The sequence below is a fragment of the Halorubrum ejinorense genome, from assembly GCF_039522565.1.
Classification (GTDB): domain Archaea; phylum Halobacteriota; class Halobacteria; order Halobacteriales; family Haloferacaceae; genus Halorubrum; species Halorubrum ejinorense.
Map to the genome: position 1 here is coordinate 1 of NZ_BAAADQ010000016.1, position 16,625 is coordinate 16,625.

Here is a 16,625-nt window from a genome sequence, read left to right on the forward strand (position 1 = left end):
CGGCGGCAGAATCATGGCTCCGAGCCTTCGCCGTCTGCTGGAACCGATGCTTAAGTTAACACGACCCCGAGGCTCCCGGTCCGGCCCCTCGTGCCGCCGGCGGCCGCGGCCCCGCCCCTGCCGCTCGACGCCGACCGCGTCTCGACGGTGAGGTTCGACTCGGACAGTCACGCTCGTGTACGTGGAGGCCGCGCGGGTGGACCGGAAGGGCCCGCCGTGGGAACCGTTCGGCGGCGATCCGGACGCGACCGTCGAGACGCTCCACGGCCCCGCCGACCTGCTCGGGGCGTGACCGAGTCGGCAGTTTCGGCGCGAGGCGCAATCTATAAGCGGACCACTCCGGTATCGAACGGTGTGACCCGACCCGCGTCCACGCTCGGCTCGCCGACGCCACCAGCGACGCGGCTCTTCTCGAAGAAACGGGCGTGAGCCGTCCGCCGGCGGGAGTGGCGACCCCGTCCCGGACGACCCCCGACCCGCGGCCCGCTCGGGGTCGCGCGACCGCTCCGCTCGACGACCGACCCGACTACCAGACCACACCATGACGGACACGACGACGACCACCCCGTACGCGACGGCAGAACCGACAGACAGCAACGCGACCGACGCGCCGTTCGAGGGCGTCTACCCGGCGATGACGACCCCGTTCACAGACGGCGACGCGGTCGACCACGATCAGCTCGCCGCGAACGCGCGGTTCCTCGAACGCGCCGGCGTCGACGGGGTCGTCCCCGTCGGCTCCACCGGCGAGTCCGCGACGATGAGCCACGACGAACACGTCGCGGTGATCGAGACGGTCCGCGACGCGCTCGACGACATCCCCGTGATCGCGGGCACCGGCTCGAACAACACCGCGGAGGCGCTCTCGCTGTCCGAGCGCGCGGCCGACGCCGGCGCCGACGGCCTCCTCCTCATCTCGCCGTACTACAACAGGCCCGAGCCCGCGGGCTTTCTGAAGCACTACCGAACCATCGCCGACGCGGTCGACATCCCGCAGATCGTCTACAACGTCCCGAGCCGCACGGGGCAGTCGATCCCGGTCGACGTCGCGGTCGAACTCGCGGAACACCCGAACATTCAGGGCTACAAGGCGGCCTCGGGCGACCTGAACCGGATCAGCGAGGTGATCGAGCGGACGCGCGACGAGTCGTTCGCGGTGCTGTCGGGCGACGACGGGCTCACCCTGCCCGTGCTGTCGGTCGGCGGCACGGGGACGATAAGCGTGGTCGCCAACGTCGAGCCCGAGCGTACCTGCGCGATGGTCGGCGCCGCGCTCTCGGGCGACTACGACCGCGCGCGGGCGCTCCACCACGAGCTCTCGCCGCTCGTCCGCGAACTGTTCGCCGAGACGAACCCCATCCCGGTGAAGGAGGCGATGCACATCCGCGGGCGGGGCGGACCGCGCGTCCGCCCGCCGCTCTCGCGGCTCTCCGAGGAGCGACGCGAGTCGCTGCGCGACCTGCTAGCGGAGTACGAACGCGGCGCCCCGGGCGCGGTCGACCCCGCGGCGACGGGGGGCGCGGAATGAGCGCGGACTCGCCGCTCTCCGTCGCCGTCACCGGCGCCGGCGGTCGCATGGGCCGCGAGGTGATCGCGGCCGCCGCCGACCGCGAGGGCGTCACGGTCGCGGTCGCGGTCAATCGGAGTCCGGTCGATCCCGTGGCCGGCGTCGCGGTCGAGGACGCCGACCGACTCGACGACCTGCTCGCGAGCGAGCGGCCCGACGTGCTGATCGACTTCACCGGCCCGGACTCGGCGGTCGCGTACGCCGAGGCCTGCGCGGGCGCCGGCGTCCCCCTCGTGACCGGGACGACCGGCTTCGCGGACGGACAGATAGAGGGCCTCCGCGCCGCGAGCGACGCGGTTCCGGTCCTCAAAGCGTCGAACTTCGCGCGCGGCGTCGCCGCGCTCCGCCGGGCCGTGCGCGAGGCGGCCGCGGCGCTGCCCGGCTACGACGTGGAACTGACCGAGACGCACCACAACGCGAAGCGCGACGCCCCCTCCGGCACCGCGGGGTCCATCCTCGACGACGTGGAGGAAGTCCGCGAAGACCTCGACGAGCGCGTCCACGGTCGCGAGGGCGACGCGCCGCGGAGCGCCGGCGAGATCGGCGTCCACGCCCGTCGAGCGGGCGACGTAACCGGCGAGCACGAGGTCCTCCTGGCGGGGAACCGCGAGACGCTCGAACTCACGCACCGCGCCGGCGACCGCGGGGTGTTCGCCGAGGGCGCGCTCGACGCCGCCGCGTGGCTCGCCGGCCGCGACGCCGGCTGGTACGGGTTCGCCGACGTGCTTGACGCGGGCGCTGCCGCCGACGGAGCCGCGAATGAATGACCTTCAGACATCCGGACATCGACGAGTAAATACCGCCACTCAGCCATACACCAGCCAATGAGCCTCGAATCCGACGTCGCCGATCTGTGGGACCGCTATCAGGACGGACTGACCGCCGCCGACGCGACCGACGACGACGCGGCCGTGATCGACGCGTTCCTCGCCGCGCTGGAGGCCGGCGAGGTGCGCGCCGCCGAGAAGACCGGCGACGACGTCACCTCGTGGGAGGCCAACGAGTGGGTCAAGCGAGGCATCCTGCTCAACTTCGGCCTGCGCGAGACCGAGCCGCGCCAGTACGGCGGCGTCACCTACCACGACGTGCTGCCGCTGCGCGACACGGCCGACCTCGCCGAGCGCGGCACGCGGAACACGCCCGACGGGACGGCGATCCGCCGCGGCGCGTACCTCGGCAGCGACTGTATCATGATGAGCCCCTCGTTCGTCAACATGGGCGCGTACGTCGGCGACGGCACCCTCGTCGACTCCTGTGACACCGTCGGCTCGTGCGCACAGCTCGGCGAGAACGTCAAGCTCGGGGCCAACACGCTGATCGGCGGGGTCCTCGAACCGGTCGAGGACGCCCCCGTCATCGTCGAGGACGGCGTCTCGCTCGGCGCGGGCTGCCGGGTCACGAGCGGGTTCCGCGTCGGCGAGAACTCCGTCGTCGGCGAGAACACGCTCCTGACGCCCCGCATCCCCGTCTACGACCTCGTCGAGGAGGACGTGATCTACGGTCACCTCCCGGCCGAGCGCCGCGCGTTCACCCGGATGGTGGAGTCGTCCGTCGGCGACCACGACCTCTTCGAGGGCGGCGCGTACAAGCCCGCCGTCGTCGCGACGCACGTCGAGGAGGAGACCCTAGAAGCGACGCGACGGGAGGACGCGCTCCGCGAATGAGCGACCGCGACGCGGGCGCGGAGGCGACGAGCGAACCCGCCGCCGACAACCCCTCGGTCCGCCGCGTGAGCGACTGGGACGCCAAGCGCCTGCGCGGCCTCGCGGCCGAGTATGAGACCCCGCTATACGTCCAGGACCTCGACCGCGTCCGCGAGAACTGCGAGCGGCTGCTCGGGGCGTTCCCCGACGCGGACGTGCGATACGCGGTCAAGGCGCACACCGGACGCGCCGTCCTGGAGGCGGTCCGCGACGCCGGCCTCGACGCCGAGTGCGCGTCGGCCGGCGAGGTCGACCGCGCGCTCGCGGCCGGCTTCGACGGCTCCCGGCTCCACTACACCGCGGTGAACCCGCCGGCCCGCGACCTCGACTACGTCGTCGGCGTCGCCGCGGCCGAGCCCGACCTCACCGTGACGGTCGGCGCGCTCGACACCCTCGACCGGCTGGCCGAGCGCGGCTACGACGGGCGGGTCTGCGTCCGCGTCAACCCCGGCGTCGGCGCGGGCCACCACGAGAAGGTGACCACCGGCGGCGCCGCGAAGTTCGGCGTCCCCTACGACCGCGCCGCGGAGGCGGCTCGGGAGGCGGCGGAGCGGTTCGACGTGGTCGGCGTCCACGCCCACGCCGGCTCCGGCATCGACCCCGAACAGCTGGACAGCCACCGCGAACTGGTCGCGCGGATGGGCGACCTAGCGCGGGAGCTGATCGACCCCGACGACGGCTCCGCCGACCCCCTCGATCTGGAGTACGTCGACGTCGGCGGCGGGTTCGGCGTCCCCTACGAGGAGGACGCGCCGCCGCTCGACCTGCCGGCGGTGGCCGCGGCCACTCGCGAGGCGGTCGCGCCCCTGCCCGCGAGCGTGGACCTCGCCGTCGAGCCCGGTCGGTACGTCGTCGCCGACGCCGGCGTCCTCCTGACGCGGGTGAACACGGTGAAGCCGACGCCGGACGAGACCGTCGTCGGCGTCGACGCCGGGATGACGGACCTGCTTCGCCCGGCGATGTACGACGCGTACCACCCGATCGCCAACCTCGGCGGCGGGCTGGAGCGCGACGGCAACGACTCGCCGGCCCCGGAAGACCGGGAGGCAACCCCTGTCACGGTCGCCGGACCTATCTGTGAGACCGGCGATACGCTCTGTAGGAACCGGGCGCTCGGCGACCCGACCCGCGGGGACCTCCTCGCCGTCGGCGTCGCGGGCGCCTACGGATACGAGATGGCGAGCCAATACAACTCACGGCCGCGACCCGCGGAGGTCGCGCTCGACGACGGAACCGCGACGGTCGCCCGGCGCCGCGAGACGCTCGGCGACCTGACGGCGGCCGAACGGGACGCGAACCGGCACCGAGCCGAGGGCACGGAGGGCGTCAGATGAACGCCCACGCCGTCCCGGTCGAGAAGTACCACGGCACGGGCAACGACTTCCTCGTCGTCGACGCGGACAACGCTAACGTCGGCGACCGCGGGGCGTTCGCGCGGACGCACTGCGACCGCGAGACGGGCGTCGACCGGGCCGACTTCGACGCCGGGTCGGCGGGCGACGCTCGGCGCGGCGCCGACGGCGTCCTCTTTTTGAGCATCGAGGAGCGGTTCGCGCCGACGCGCGTGGTGATGACGCTGGTCCAGCCCGACGGCTCCACCGCGACGATGTGCGGCAACGGCGCTCGGGTCGTCGCGCGGTGGGCGCACGACCGGACCGGAGACCGCGAGTTCATGATCGACACGCAGGCCGGGACGCGGCGCGCCACCGTGAACGCGGACGCGTCCGAGGCCACCATCGAGATGGGCGAGCCGACGTTCGGCCCGACCCGCGTCCCGGTCGCCCGCGAGGGCGCGGCCGCCGGGGAACCGCTGGTCGACGAGCGAGTCGAGGGACTGCGCGTCACCGCCGTGAACACGGGCGTTCCGCACGCCGTCGCGTTCGTCGACGGCGGCCGCGACGACGCCGACGGGATCGACGCGGTCGACCTCGACGCGGTCGACCTCGACGCGGTCGCGCCGCCGGTCCGCCACGCCGACGTCTTCCCCGAGGGCGCGAACGTGAACCTCGCCGCGGTCGTCGACGACGGGAGCGGGGAGGGACCTGCCGTCCTCGACCAGCGAACCTTCGAGCGCGGCGTCGAAGGCGAGACGCGCTCCTGTGGCACCGGCGCGGTCGCGGTCGTCGCGGTCGCCCGTCGGCTGGGACTGATCGAAGGCGAGTCCGCGGTGAGCCGGCCGCCGGGCGGCGAACTGTCGATCACCGTCCCCGACGAGGGTCACGCCACGCTGACCGGGCCGGTCGCCCACGAGTTCTCGGGGACGCTTCCGTTCGACCCCCGATGAGCGACGCCGCGTTCGACCCGGTCTCGTTCCTCGAGGACGCCGTTCGGATCCCCTCCCACGAGTCGGTCGACGAGATGCGCGAGCTCGTCGTGGAGACCCTCGACCGGTTCGGGGTCGAGACCGAGGTCGTCGAGGGCTGCGTGGTCGCCGAGAAGCGCTCCGACGCGCCCGGCCGCGGGCCGCATCTCGTGTTGAACACGCACCTCGACGCGGTGACGCCGCACGTCCCGTTCGAACGCGGGCCCGCCCGGGACGACGAGCGCGGCGGCGACTCCGCGTCGGTCGAGGCGGGCGAGACGGGGCGGCAGGCGGTCGTTCGCGGACGCGGCGCGTGCGACGCGAAGGGACCGCTCGCGGCGCTGCTGTCGGGCTTTCTGACGACCGACCCCGACCGCGGCCGGATCACGCTCGCGCTCACGCCCGACGAGGAGGCCCTCTCGCTCGGCGCGGCGGCGCTGACGGGGCAGCTTTCGGACACCGAGGACCGCCTCGACGGCGACCTGTTTCTGGTCGGCGAGCCGACCGGCCTCGACGCGTGTACCGCCGCGAAGGGACGGTTTCAGGCGACCGTCGAACTGTCCGGGACGGCCGCTCACGCCGCGGAGTTCGCGGGGGCGAACGCGGTGGCGGCCGCGGAGGACGCGCTCGCCGCGATCCGGACCTTCGACGACGACGCGACCGAACACCCGCAACTCGGCCCGCCGAAGCTCACCCCGACCGTGATCGGGGGCGGCGACGCGACGAACCAGGTGCCGGCCGACTGCGAGATAACGGTCGACCGCCGGAGCGTTCCGCCCGAGTCCGCCGCGGCGTTCCGGTCGGCGCTCGCGGCCGCGGTCAGCGAGTCGCTCGCGGCGGACCGCGGCGTCGACGTCGCGGTCGCGCTCACCGACCGCGAGTCGCCGTTCCTCGAGGCGTTCGCGACCGACCCGGACCACGAACTCGTGAGCGCGGTGGCCGCCGGCGCGCGGGACGCCGGCGAGGCGGTCGGCCTCCCGAGCGACCGAGGCGGCGACGTACGCCCGTTCGGCGCGGCGACCGAGGCGTCGTACTTCGCGCCGGCGCCGACGGTCGTGTTCGGTCCCGGCGACATCGCCGACGAGTCCGGCGCGGTCGCTCACGCCGAGCGCGAGTACGTCCGGGTGCGTGAGGTGGAGGCGGCCGCGACGGCCGTGGAACGCGCGGTCGCGGCGCTGCTCGGCGACGGCGACGTGGGCCTGTAAAGAGGCACGTGACGGCGGCGGCACCGACGCCGCCGCGAGTCAGAGCAGGAACGTCTCCTTCTCGTCGGCGAGGTCGACGAACTCGTCGGCGGCCTCGATCAGTTCGTCCGCGGCGGAGTTGCCGAACCCCATCGCCTCGACGCGGACCCCCTCGTGGCGGAGGTGCGAACAGAGCCGGGCGAAGTCGCCGTCGCCGGTACAGAGGACGACCGTGTCGACGTGGCTCGCGAGCGAGACGGCGTCGAGGCTCATCCCGAGGTCCCAGTCGGCCTTCTTCGAGCCGTCCGCGAACGTCTTGATCTCCTTGATCTTCGTCTCGAAGCCGATGTCGCGGAGCGCCTCGAAGAAGCTCTCCTCCTCCGGGGAGTCGGCGCGGATCACGTACGCGATGGCGCGGACGAGCGACCGGTCCGCGACGGCCGACTCCAGCAGGCCGGAGTAGTCGATGTTCCGCGAGTAGACGCTCTGTGCGGAGTGGTACAGGTTCTGTGAGTCCGCCAGCACCGCGACGCGCTGATCCGGATGGATCTCGTTCATGCGTCCCCGTTCACCCCCGACCGTTAGGGGCTTTGGGATCGGCGCGACCGCCGTCCGCCGGGCCCTCAGCGACCACCATGGTTTATGTCCGGCGGTGGTGACCCTGGCCCATGGACGAAAAGCGGTTCGTCGTCGCCCTCTTCGGCCTCGCGGTCGCGGTCGTCGCCGGCTTCGTGGCCTTTCGGTTCGTCGCCCCGCTCACCGTCGCCGTCTTCCTCTACTACTCCACGCGGCGGTTCTACCACCGGCTCGAACGCTTCCGGCTGCCGACCAGGGTCCGCGCGGTGGTGTCGCTGTCCGTCATCGGCATCCCCCTCATCGGCCTCGTGAGCTACACGTTGGTGCTGCTGGTCTTAGAGGCGCGGCGGTTCATCGAGACGTACCCGGTGGCCGACACCATCGGCGCCGAGAACTCGGTCATCGGCGATCTCGCGGCGCTGTCGAACCCGACGATGGACGAGCTGCTCGCGGCGTACCGCTCCGGCCAGTTCGACCCGCTCATCGACCTCGTCTCCGAGCAGGCGTCGCTGCTGGCGAGTACGGCGTCCGGACTCGCCCTGAACCTGCTCATCACCATCGTCGTCACGTACTACCTGCTCATCGACGGGTCGAAGTTCCACGACTGGCTGCTCACCTTCGACGACGACGCGATCGTCCGCGAGTACCTCGAAACGGCGGACGACGAGCTTGAAGCCGTCCTGTACGGCAACCTGCTCAACGTCATCGCCATCTCGATCATCGCCGTCGTCACGTACCTCGCGTACAACGTGGTCGCGCCCGCCGCGGTCGAGATCCCGTACCCGACGCTCGCCGGCGCGCTCACCGGCGTCGCCAGCCTGATCCCCGTGATCGGGATGAAGATCGTCTACATTCCGCTGGTGGCGGCGATGTCGATACCGATCGCGCTCGACGGCGAACTCGGACTGCTCGCGTACGTCGCCGGGTTCCTCGTCGTCACGGTCGTGGTCGTCGACACCATCCCCGACATCGTCCTCCGCCCGTACTTCAGCGGCGAGACGACGCACGTCGGGCTCCTCATGCTCGCGTACATCTTCGGCCCGGTCGTGTTCGGGTTCCACGGCCTCTTCCTCGCGCCGATCATCCTCGTGTTGGCGCTGACGTTCGCCGACACCGCGCTGTTGCGCCTCCTCGGCGTGGAGCCGGACCCGGGCCCCGAAATCCCCGACGGCCAACGCCGGCTCGAAGAGTTCTGAGCCGGTCCCCGGTCGCCCCTGTTCGCGGCGAGCCGAAGTCATATATCCCCGCTCGACGACCGGGGCACGTATGCGACTACACGTGATCGGCCTCGGGGGGGCCGGGGGGCGGATCGCCGACCGACTCGCGGCCGACCACGACGGCGACCCGTTCCTCGCGGGCGTCAACGGCTTCGACACCGACATGGACGCGCTGAGCGCGCTGAACGCGCTCGGCGAGGAGCGCCGGTACCGGTTCGGCGACGCCGCGGGCGGCGACGGACTCGGCGGGGACCTCCACGCCGGGCGCCGCCTCGGCGACGCGCACGCGAGCGAACTCGGCAGGGAGATGGACGACCAGCGGCCCTCGACCGCGGAGGCGTTCCTGATAATCACTGGCCTCGGCGGCGCGGCCGGCGCGGGCGCGGCGCCGGCGCTCGCCGAGGAGCTCTCCCGGCTCTACGACACGCCCGTGTACGCCTTCGGTCTTCTCCCCACGGCGAGCGAGACCGAAGAGGAGGACGACGACCCGAGATCGGCGGCCTCCGGGGGGTCCGCGGGGTCCCCGAGCGAGGCCGCCACGGAGACGCCGCACCGCCCGCTGGCCGAGCGGAACGCCGCGCGGACCCTCGAGGCGCTCTCCGAGGGCTGTGCGGCGGTCTTCCCGTTCGACAACGCGGCGTGGCTCCGACCCGGCGAGACGCTCGGCGGGGCCCGGGACCGACTCAACGGGATCGCCGCCGACCGGATCGCGGCGCTGTTCGGCGCCGGCGAGGCGCCCGAGGGGACGGCGACGCCACAGCAGGTGCTCGACGCGAGCGACGTGGCTCGGGCGGTGGGGAGCGACGGCGAGGTCGCGGCGATCGGCCACGCGACCCAGCCGGTCGATTCGCCCGAGCAGGGGTCGCGGTTCGGGCTCGGGCTGTTCGGCTCCTCCGAACCGGCCGAGGTCGACATCGGCGCCGCGGTGTCGGCCATCGAGACGGTCATCCGGAAGGCGGCCCGCGGCAAGAACACGGTCGAAGTCCCCGGGGGGCGGGCCGACCGAACCCTGCTGATCGTCGGCGGGCCGCCGGAGTGGCTCAACCGAGAGGCGATCGCAGACGGGCGGCGGTGGCTCGCCGAGGAGACCGGCTCGGACGCGATACTGAGCGGCGACGCGCCGGTCCCCGACGGCGACGCCGTCTCCGCTGTCGTCGTCCGGTCGGGCGTCGACGAGCCCGAGCGAATCCGCGAGATCCGCGAGACGATCCGGTGACGCCGACTCGAACGACCGGGGGTACCGCGGTCGATCGACCCGAACCGGTTAACCGCGTGGCGCGCCCAGTGACCCCGTGACGACGCAGGCAGACCTCGGGATCGACGTCGACGTTCGCGACGCCGCGGCCGTCGCGGAGCGCCGCGACGACCTCGTCGCCGCAGTCCGGGACCACGCCGGGCGGATCGCCTACCAGCTGGCGCTGCTTCAGGGGGGCGACTACGGGCGGGAGACGCTCTCGACCCCCGGCGGCGAGTGGACCGTAAAACACGAGGCGGGCGAACTGGAGTTCCTCCTGTTCTCGCCGAAATCGGGGTCCGACACGTACGTCGTCTCGACGAAACAGCCGCCGGAGCCCGCCGCGCTGGCGACCGCGCTCGACGACTACGCGGCGTTCGTGGCGGCGTGGAACGACTACGTCGCCTCCCTGTCCGGCGTCCTCGACGACGTGAGCGCGGAGTTCCCCGAGCCGACGACCACCGACGGCGTGGTGGCGGAGCGCGACCGGGTCCTCGACGCGATACGCGACACCTGTGCGATCATCGCGGGCGAAGTCCACCGGTACGAGAGCGACGACTACGGGACGTTCACCGCCCGCGTCGACGGCGACCGCTGGGAGCTGAAGTACGACGAGGGCACGGTCTCGTACCTCCGGATCGGCGGCTCCAGCGGCCTCTACCTCCTGTCGCAGTACGGGGCGCCCTCGGCGGCCGACGTGCGGGCGCACGCGGAGGGGTTCCGCGGGTTCGTCGGGGCGTACAACGAGTTCGTCGACGAGCTCGAAGCCGACCTCCGAAACGTCTCGCTCTGACACACCGGTTCGGTCCGTTCGCCCCCGGGTTCGCAGACGCACGACCGATCGATCCGCGTTCGTGGATATTTCTTTCGCACATTGGCAATACTTATTCACTACCGTACAGTACCGACTCGCACATGTCGATCACCCTGCCGGGGCCGACGCTCGGCGTCGTCGGCGGCGGACAGCTGGCCCGAATGCTGGCCGAGGCCGCCGCGCCGCTCGGCGTCGACCTCGTCGTCTTGGATCCGACGCCCGACTGTCCGGCGGCGCCCGTCGTCAGCGACCAGATCGTCGCCGACTTCGACGACGCGGCGGCCGTCGACGAGCTCGCGCGCCGCGTCGACGCCGTGACCTTCGAGATCGAACTCGCCGACCCGGACGTGCTCGCGGCCGCCGGCGACGACCACGGCGTGCCGGTCCACCCCGCTCCGGGCACGCTCGAGACGATTCAGGACAAGCTGGTCCAGAAGGAGGCGCTCGCGGACGCCGGAATCCCCGTCCCCGAGTTCGTCGCGGTCGCGACCGCCGAGGGGCTCGAACGCGTCGTCGAGGAGTTCGGCGGCGTCATGCTGAAGGCGCGGGAGGGCGGGTACGACGGCCGCGGGAACGTCCCGGTCGAGGCCCCCGCCGACGCGGCCGACGCGCTCGCCGAGATCGGCGGCGCCGCGATGGCCGAGGAGTTCCTCGACTTCGAGCGCGAGATCGCCGTGATGGGGCTGAAGGGCGCCGACGGCGAGACGCGGACCTACCCCGTCACGGAGACGGTCCACCGCGAGGAGATCCTCCGCGAGAGCGTCGCCCCCGCCCGCGCGAGCGACGAGATCGTCGACGAGGCGCAGTCGGTCGCCCGCGACGTGCTCGACGTGCTCGACGGCCGCGGCGTCTTCGGGATCGAACTGTTCGAGACGCGCGAGGGCGACGTGCTGGTCAACGAGATCGCGCCGCGCCCCCACAACTCCGGCCACTGGACGATCGAGGGCGCGCGTACCTCGCAGTTCGAGAACCACGTCCGCGCGGTCCTCGGCTGGCCGCTCGGCCCCGCCGACCTCGTCGCGCCCGCCGTCACCGCGAACGTGCTCGGCGACGTGGACGAGACCGAACCGGCCACGCTCCGGAACGTCGAGACGGTCCTCGGCGCACCCGACGCCGACCTCCACTGGTACGGCAAAGACGACGTCTACCCGCTTCGGAAGATGGGCCACCTGACAGCGACGGACGCCGACGCGGACCCGGACGCGGTCTCGCTCGACGAGCGCGCCGCGCTGCTCGACCGGGCGCGGGAACTGCGAGACGGGCTGACGTTCCGTGACGAGTAGGCGACGACTCGTCACGCCGCGGTGGCCGCCCGGACCCGGAACCGCTCCGGAACCGCTCCGGCGGCACGCGGACTCCGTGCGGGCGGTCGCCGCATCCGGGAGTTCCTTGTAGCCGTCCGCCGAACCACCGACCATGACCACGGTGGACGACCTGATCGAGCGGCTCGAAGCGGAGGCCGACGCGGACGCCGACCCGGCGACTACCCCGGACGTGGGGATCATCATGGGCTCGGACTCGGACCTCCCCGTCATGGAGGACGCCTACGCGGCGCTCGACGACCTCGGGTTCGCGGAGCAGACCGACTTCGACGAGGCGCCGGACGCGCGGTTCACCTACGAGAGCTACGTCGTCTCGGCACACCGGACGCCGGAGCTCATGTACGCGTACGGGGGGACGGCGACGGACCGCGGGCTCGATGTCATCATCGCGGGTGCGGGCGGGAAGTCGGCGGACCTGCCGAACATGACCGCGTCGATCGCGTATCCGGTGCCCGTGATCGGGGTGCCCGTTCAGGAGAAGTCGGTCGACTCGGTGATCGGGATGCCGACGGGCGCGCCGATCGTCGCCGTCGACGCCGGGAAGTCGTACAACGCCGCCCTGTCGGCGGCGCAGGTTCTCGCTCGCGAACACGAAACCGTCGCGGAGCGGCTGGTCGACCTCCACGATGACCAGAAGGCGGGGGTCGCGGACGACTCGGCGGCGCTTCACGACCTCGGTCTCGATGGGTTCCGTAACCGGTAACGGAACGTGTTCGGTCCCACTTCTGTCCGCGGCCACCGCCGTACTTCGGTTTTTCCCCGCTAACGGCCGATACCGGCCCGCACGCCCGTGGACGCACAAGACTCAACGCTTATGAGGGGGCGGTCCAAACCCCAGCACGTTACGGAGACCTATATGAGCGATTGGATAGCGATTGGCGCCTTGGCGGTCGTCGGCCTGCTCATCCCGATAGCGATGATGACAGTGTCGGCGCTGCTCCGTCCGAGCGTGCCTGAGACCGGCAAAAGTACCACCTACGAGTCCGGCGAGACCCCGACGGGCGGGACGCGGATCCGGTTCAACATCCAGTACTACATGGTCGCGCTGTTGTTCGTCGTGTTCGACATCGAGACCGTGTTGCTGTTCCCGTGGGCGGCCATCTACCGCCCGGCCATCGAGGCCGGCGTCCCGATGACCGCCTTGTTGTGGCCGATGTTGGCGTTCGTCGGAGTCCTCGCGGTCGGACTCGTCTGGGCGTGGCGGTCGGGGGCGATCAGCTGGGCCCGCAGTCCGCGCGCGACCAGCAGAAAGACGACGGAGGACATCAACTAATGAGCAGCGATCAACCATTTATCACCGACGAATCGCAAGTCGTAACCGAAACCCGCGACGCGCGGATGACCGGGCAGGGAGACCGGTTCAACTCCCGCCTCCGTGAGGCGTTCGGCTCCTCGCCGTTCATCCTCACCAAGTTCGACAAGTTCCTGAACTGGTGTCGCGGCTCCTCGATGTTCATGCTGCAGTTCGGTATCGCCTGCTGTAGCATCGAAATGATGCACACCTACGCGGTGAAACACGACCTCGACCGCTTCGGGTCGGGCGTCCCCCGCGCGTCGCCGCGGCAGGCCGACGTGATGATCGTCCCCGGGACGATCGTCTCGAAGTTCGCGCCGCGGATGAAGCGCGTGTACGACCAGATGCCCGAGCCGAAGTTCGTCGTCGGCATGGGCTCGTGTACCATCTCCGGCGGCCCGTTCCAGGAGGGGTACAACGTGATCAAAGGCGCCGAGGAGGTCATCCCGATCGACATCCACGTCCCCGGCTGCCCGCCCCGTCCCGAGGCGCTCGTCTACGGCGTCGTGAAGCTGCAAGAGCGCGTCGCCAACGGCGAGGCGGCGCCCGTCACGGTCAAGCCGTACGAGCTGGAGGAGTTCTCGGACCTCGAACGCGACGAGCTCGTCGACAAACTGACCGACCAGATCGACGACGACGAACTCGTCATGCGGTACAACTTCGCTGATTCGCCATGAGCCTCGAACGACCAGACCCCGTCGACGACGCGGCCGTCGAGCGCACCCCCGACGAGCTGGAGGCGCTGCTCGGCGACCTCGTCGTCGACCGCGACGACCATCTGAACGCGCCCGGCTTCGTGATCCGGCCGGACACCGTTCAGGAAACGCTCTCGACTCTGAAGGAGCAGGCGGGGTACGACCACCTCTCCGTCGTCTCCGCGCAGGAATACGAGAACCGCTACGAGTCGATCTACCACCTGAAGAAGTACGACGACCCGACGCAGGAGGTCAGCATCGTCGTCCCCGCCGACAAGGACGACCCCGTCTCCGAATCGGCGGAGCCCGTCTTCCGGACGGCCGACTGGCACGAGCGTGAGGCGTACGACCTCATCGGCATCGACTACGAGGGCCACCCCGACATGCGTCGGATCCTCCTGCCCGAGACCTGGCAGGGGCACCCGCTGTCGATGGACTACGACAAGGACCGGCCCCAGATCGCGACGCTGCCGGAGCACGCGAACCCGCTTCAGGACCATCACAAAGACTCCGAGTCCGACACGATGTTCCTCAACATCGGGCCGCACCACCCGGCGACGCACGGCGTCCTCCACCTGAAGACGACGCTCGACGGCGAGCAGGTCATGGACGTCGAGCCCGACATCGGCTACCTCCACCGGAGCGAGGAGCAGATGGCCCAGTCCGGAACGTACCGCCACCAGATCATGCCGTACCCGGACCGCTGGGACTACATCTCGGCGGGCCTGCTCAACGAGTGGGCGTACGCCCGCGCGGCCGAGGACCTCGCGGACATCGAGGTGCCCGAGTACGCGCAGGTCATCCGGACGATGGGGGCGGAGATGTGCCGGATCGCCGCGCACATGCTCGCGCTCGCGACGTTCGCGCTCGACGTGAACGGCGACTTCACGGCGACGTTCATGTACGCCATCAACGACCGCGAGCGCGTTCAGGACCTTCTCGAGGACCTGACCGGCCAGCGGCTGATGTTCAACTACTTCCGGCTCGGGGGGGTCGTCTGGGACCTGCCGAAGCCGCGCGAGGAGTTCTTCTCGAAGACCCGGGACTTCCTTGACCAGCTCCCGGAGTCCATCGAGGAGTACCACAACCTGATCACCTCGAACGAGATCTTCCAGATGCGGACGATCAACACCGGCATCCTCCCGGAAGACATCGCGAAGAACTACGGCGCCACCGGCCCCGTCGCCCGCGGGTCGGGAATCGACTACGACCTGCGCCGCGACGACCCGTACGGGTACTACGACGAACTCGACTGGGACGTCGTCACCGAGGACGGCGGCGACAACTTCAGCCGGCTGCTCGTGCGGATGCGCGAGGTCGAGGAGTCCGCGAAGATCATCGAGCAGTGCGTCGACCTGCTCGAAGACTGGCCCGAAGACGAGCGGAACATTCAGGCCAACGTCCCCCGCACGCTGCGCCCGGACGACGACACGGAGATCTACCGCGCCGTCGAGGGCGCCAAGGGCGAACTCGGCATCTACATCCGCGCCGACGGGACGGACAAGCCCGCTCGGTTCAAGATCCGATCGCCGTGCTTCTCGAACCTCCAGACGCTCCCGGAGATGGCGAACGGGGAGTACATCCCCGACGTCATCGCCGCCCTCGGTAGCCTCGACATCGTTCTCGGGGAGGTGGACCGCTGATGGGCGCGGCGCCCGCACAGCTGTTCCCCGAGTTCATCGTCGACACGCTCGGGCTCGATAGCGTCATCGGCGAGGTCGCGGCGTCGCTCGTCGCGGCCTTCGTCGTCGGGAACATCATCCTCGCGTTCACGGGCGTCGCGGGCCCGTGGGCCAAACGGAAGATCACGGCCGCGTTCACCGACCGCATCGCGGTCGATCGGATCGGTCCCTACGGCCTGCTCATCATCCCGGCGGCCGCGGTGCAGCTGCTCGCGAAGGAGCTCATCATCCCGGAGGGCGTCGACCGCCCCTCGTGGGACATCGCGCCCATTCTGCTGCCCGCGTCCGCGCTGCTCGGCTTCTCCGTCATCCCGATGGGGCAGCTCGGGCCGATCAACCTCCAGCTCGCGGACCCCGAGGTCGGGTTCGCGCTGGTGTTCGCGTTCGCGTCGATCGCGTCGGTCTCGCTGGTGATGGCGGGGTACGCGTCGAACAACAAGTACTCGCTGCTCGGCGGGCTCCGCGCCGTCGCGCAGAACCTGGCGTACGAGATCCCGCTCATCGTCACGGGGATGTCGGTCGTGATCTTCTCCGGCACGCTCCAGATGAGCGGCATCGTCGGCGCGCAGACGGAGACGCTCGTGTCGATAGGCGGCATCGCCATCCCGTCGTGGTACGCGTTCGTGAACCCGTTCGCGTTCGTGCTGTTCCTCACGGCGAACATGGCGGAGATCGGACGGAACCCGTTCGACATCCCCGAGGCGCCGACGGAGATCGTCGCGGGGTACCAGACGGAGTACTCCTCGGCGTACTTCGTCCTCTTTTACCTCGGCGAGTTCGTCCACATCTTCCTCGGCGGGGCCATCCTCGCCGTGACGTTCCTCGGCGGCGCCTCCGGGCCCGGCCCGGAGAGCATCGGCTTCATCTGGTTCGTGGTGAAGATCTGGGGCTTCTTCCTGTTCACGCAGTGGGCCCGCGCGGCGCTGCCGCGCGTCCGCATCGACCAGCTGATCGAGATCGGCTGGAAAGGAATGCTCGTGCTGTCGTTCGCGAACCTGGTGCTCACGGCCGTAATCGTGGGGGTGATCGCGTAAT

Annotated in this window: 16 protein-coding genes and 1 pseudogene; 16 read left to right on the top strand and 1 reads right to left on the bottom strand. The window is 70.9% G+C overall.

Going from position 1 to position 16,625, the window contains the following annotated elements:
* Positions 1-181: 181 nt before the first annotated feature.
* From ABDZ89_RS15445 to ABDZ89_RS15475, 7 genes and pseudogenes are all read left to right on the top strand, one after another.
* Positions 182-292 (top strand): annotated as a pseudogene (locus tag ABDZ89_RS15445) (haloacid dehalogenase type II); the annotation flags it as partial.
* Positions 293-541: 249 nt separating this feature from the next.
* The gene (dapA, locus tag ABDZ89_RS15450; RefSeq protein ID WP_343780530.1) at positions 542-1,528 is read left to right on the top strand and encodes a 4-hydroxy-tetrahydrodipicolinate synthase; all 987 of its coding nucleotides are present in this window, start codon (positions 542-544) and stop codon (positions 1,526-1,528) included.
* Positions 1,525-2,334: a 4-hydroxy-tetrahydrodipicolinate reductase gene (dapB, locus tag ABDZ89_RS15455; protein ID WP_343780531.1), complete on the top strand. Its 810-nt coding sequence runs from the start codon at positions 1,525-1,527 to the stop codon at positions 2,332-2,334. The genes dapA and dapB overlap by 4 nt, the downstream gene beginning before the upstream one ends.
* A gap of 57 nt (positions 2,335-2,391) precedes the next feature.
* The gene (locus ABDZ89_RS15460; protein ID WP_343780533.1) at positions 2,392-3,231 is read left to right on the top strand and encodes a 2,3,4,5-tetrahydropyridine-2,6-dicarboxylate N-succinyltransferase; all 840 of its coding nucleotides are present in this window, start codon (positions 2,392-2,394) and stop codon (positions 3,229-3,231) included.
* A complete protein-coding gene (gene lysA / locus ABDZ89_RS15465; RefSeq protein WP_343780535.1) occupies positions 3,228-4,604 on the top strand; it encodes a diaminopimelate decarboxylase in 1,377 nt (458 codons plus the stop codon). The genes ABDZ89_RS15460 and lysA overlap by 4 nt, the downstream gene beginning before the upstream one ends.
* On the top strand, positions 4,601-5,554 hold the full coding sequence (gene dapF / locus ABDZ89_RS15470) for a diaminopimelate epimerase (RefSeq protein ID WP_343780536.1): 954 nt from the start codon (positions 4,601-4,603) through the stop codon (positions 5,552-5,554). Before lysA ends, dapF begins: the two co-directional genes overlap by 4 nt.
* Positions 5,551-6,777: a M20/M25/M40 family metallo-hydrolase gene (locus ABDZ89_RS15475; RefSeq protein WP_343780537.1), complete on the top strand. Its 1,227-nt coding sequence runs from the start codon at positions 5,551-5,553 to the stop codon at positions 6,775-6,777. Before dapF ends, ABDZ89_RS15475 begins: the two co-directional genes overlap by 4 nt.
* Before the next feature lie 39 nt (positions 6,778-6,816).
* Here ABDZ89_RS15475 and ABDZ89_RS15480 read toward each other — a convergent pair whose 3' ends face one another.
* On the bottom strand, positions 6,817-7,314 hold the full coding sequence (locus tag ABDZ89_RS15480; protein WP_343780538.1) for a LabA-like NYN domain-containing protein: 498 nt from the start codon (positions 7,312-7,314) through the stop codon (positions 6,817-6,819).
* A 110-nt stretch (positions 7,315-7,424) separates the two neighbouring features.
* Here ABDZ89_RS15480 and ABDZ89_RS15485 point away from each other — a divergent pair, with 110 nt between their 5' ends.
* From ABDZ89_RS15485 to ABDZ89_RS15525, 9 genes are all read left to right on the top strand, one after another.
* Positions 7,425-8,528, top strand: a complete 1,104-nt coding sequence (locus ABDZ89_RS15485) for an AI-2E family transporter (protein ID WP_343780540.1) — start codon at positions 7,425-7,427, stop codon at positions 8,526-8,528.
* Between the two features lie 70 nt (positions 8,529-8,598).
* The gene (locus ABDZ89_RS15490; protein WP_343780541.1) at positions 8,599-9,765 is read left to right on the top strand and encodes an FtsZ/tubulin family protein; all 1,167 of its coding nucleotides are present in this window, start codon (positions 8,599-8,601) and stop codon (positions 9,763-9,765) included.
* A gap of 76 nt (positions 9,766-9,841) precedes the next feature.
* Positions 9,842-10,576, top strand: coding sequence for a profilin-fold protein (locus ABDZ89_RS15495; protein WP_343780543.1), 735 nt, complete (start codon positions 9,842-9,844; stop codon positions 10,574-10,576).
* A 122-nt stretch (positions 10,577-10,698) separates the two neighbouring features.
* The gene (locus tag ABDZ89_RS15500) at positions 10,699-11,880 is read left to right on the top strand and encodes a 5-(carboxyamino)imidazole ribonucleotide synthase (protein ID WP_343780544.1); all 1,182 of its coding nucleotides are present in this window, start codon (positions 10,699-10,701) and stop codon (positions 11,878-11,880) included.
* Positions 11,881-12,013: 133 nt separating this feature from the next.
* A complete protein-coding gene (gene purE, locus ABDZ89_RS15505) occupies positions 12,014-12,622 on the top strand; it encodes a 5-(carboxyamino)imidazole ribonucleotide mutase (RefSeq protein ID WP_343780545.1) in 609 nt (202 codons plus the stop codon).
* A 153-nt stretch (positions 12,623-12,775) separates the two neighbouring features.
* Positions 12,776-13,192 carry an NADH-quinone oxidoreductase subunit A gene (locus ABDZ89_RS15510; RefSeq protein WP_343780546.1) on the top strand — a complete coding sequence of 139 codons (417 nt, stop codon included), beginning with the start codon at positions 12,776-12,778 and terminating at the stop codon, positions 13,190-13,192.
* Positions 13,192-13,890, top strand: a complete 699-nt coding sequence (locus tag ABDZ89_RS15515) for an NADH-quinone oxidoreductase subunit B (RefSeq protein WP_006629677.1) — start codon at positions 13,192-13,194, stop codon at positions 13,888-13,890. The genes ABDZ89_RS15510 and ABDZ89_RS15515 overlap by 1 nt, the downstream gene beginning before the upstream one ends.
* Positions 13,887-15,551, top strand: a complete 1,665-nt coding sequence (locus ABDZ89_RS15520; protein WP_343780547.1) for an NADH-quinone oxidoreductase subunit D — start codon at positions 13,887-13,889, stop codon at positions 15,549-15,551. Before ABDZ89_RS15515 ends, ABDZ89_RS15520 begins: the two co-directional genes overlap by 4 nt.
* Positions 15,551-16,624 carry a complex I subunit 1/NuoH family protein gene (locus ABDZ89_RS15525; protein WP_343780548.1) on the top strand — a complete coding sequence of 358 codons (1,074 nt, stop codon included), beginning with the start codon at positions 15,551-15,553 and terminating at the stop codon, positions 16,622-16,624. Before ABDZ89_RS15520 ends, ABDZ89_RS15525 begins: the two co-directional genes overlap by 1 nt.
* Position 16,625 lies beyond the last annotated feature (1 nt).

What these genes read in the sequence shown, in the direction of transcription:
- dapA (WP_343780530.1), top strand. Translation starts at nt 542, where the DNA reads ATGACGGACACGACGACGACCACCCCGTACGCGACGGCAGAACCGACA.
- dapB (WP_343780531.1), top strand. Translation starts at nt 1,525, where the DNA reads ATGAGCGCGGACTCGCCGCTCTCCGTCGCCGTCACCGGCGCCGGCGGT.
- ABDZ89_RS15460 (WP_343780533.1), top strand. Translation starts at nt 2,392, where the DNA reads ATGAGCCTCGAATCCGACGTCGCCGATCTGTGGGACCGCTATCAGGAC.
- lysA (WP_343780535.1), top strand. Translation starts at nt 3,228, where the DNA reads ATGAGCGACCGCGACGCGGGCGCGGAGGCGACGAGCGAACCCGCCGCC.
- dapF (WP_343780536.1), top strand. Translation starts at nt 4,601, where the DNA reads ATGAACGCCCACGCCGTCCCGGTCGAGAAGTACCACGGCACGGGCAAC.
- ABDZ89_RS15475 (WP_343780537.1), top strand. Translation starts at nt 5,551, where the DNA reads ATGAGCGACGCCGCGTTCGACCCGGTCTCGTTCCTCGAGGACGCCGTT.
- ABDZ89_RS15480 (WP_343780538.1), bottom strand. Translation starts at nt 7,314, where the DNA reads ATGAACGAGATCCATCCGGATCAGCGCGTCGCGGTGCTGGCGGACTCA.
- ABDZ89_RS15485 (WP_343780540.1), top strand. Translation starts at nt 7,425, where the DNA reads ATGGACGAAAAGCGGTTCGTCGTCGCCCTCTTCGGCCTCGCGGTCGCG.
- ABDZ89_RS15490 (WP_343780541.1), top strand. Translation starts at nt 8,599, where the DNA reads ATGCGACTACACGTGATCGGCCTCGGGGGGGCCGGGGGGCGGATCGCC.
- ABDZ89_RS15500 (WP_343780544.1), top strand. Translation starts at nt 10,699, where the DNA reads ATGTCGATCACCCTGCCGGGGCCGACGCTCGGCGTCGTCGGCGGCGGA.
- purE (WP_343780545.1), top strand. Translation starts at nt 12,014, where the DNA reads ATGACCACGGTGGACGACCTGATCGAGCGGCTCGAAGCGGAGGCCGAC.
- ABDZ89_RS15510 (WP_343780546.1), top strand. Translation starts at nt 12,776, where the DNA reads ATGAGCGATTGGATAGCGATTGGCGCCTTGGCGGTCGTCGGCCTGCTC.
- ABDZ89_RS15515 (WP_006629677.1), top strand. Translation starts at nt 13,192, where the DNA reads ATGAGCAGCGATCAACCATTTATCACCGACGAATCGCAAGTCGTAACC.
- ABDZ89_RS15520 (WP_343780547.1), top strand. Translation starts at nt 13,887, where the DNA reads ATGAGCCTCGAACGACCAGACCCCGTCGACGACGCGGCCGTCGAGCGC.
- ABDZ89_RS15525 (WP_343780548.1), top strand. Translation starts at nt 15,551, where the DNA reads ATGGGCGCGGCGCCCGCACAGCTGTTCCCCGAGTTCATCGTCGACACG.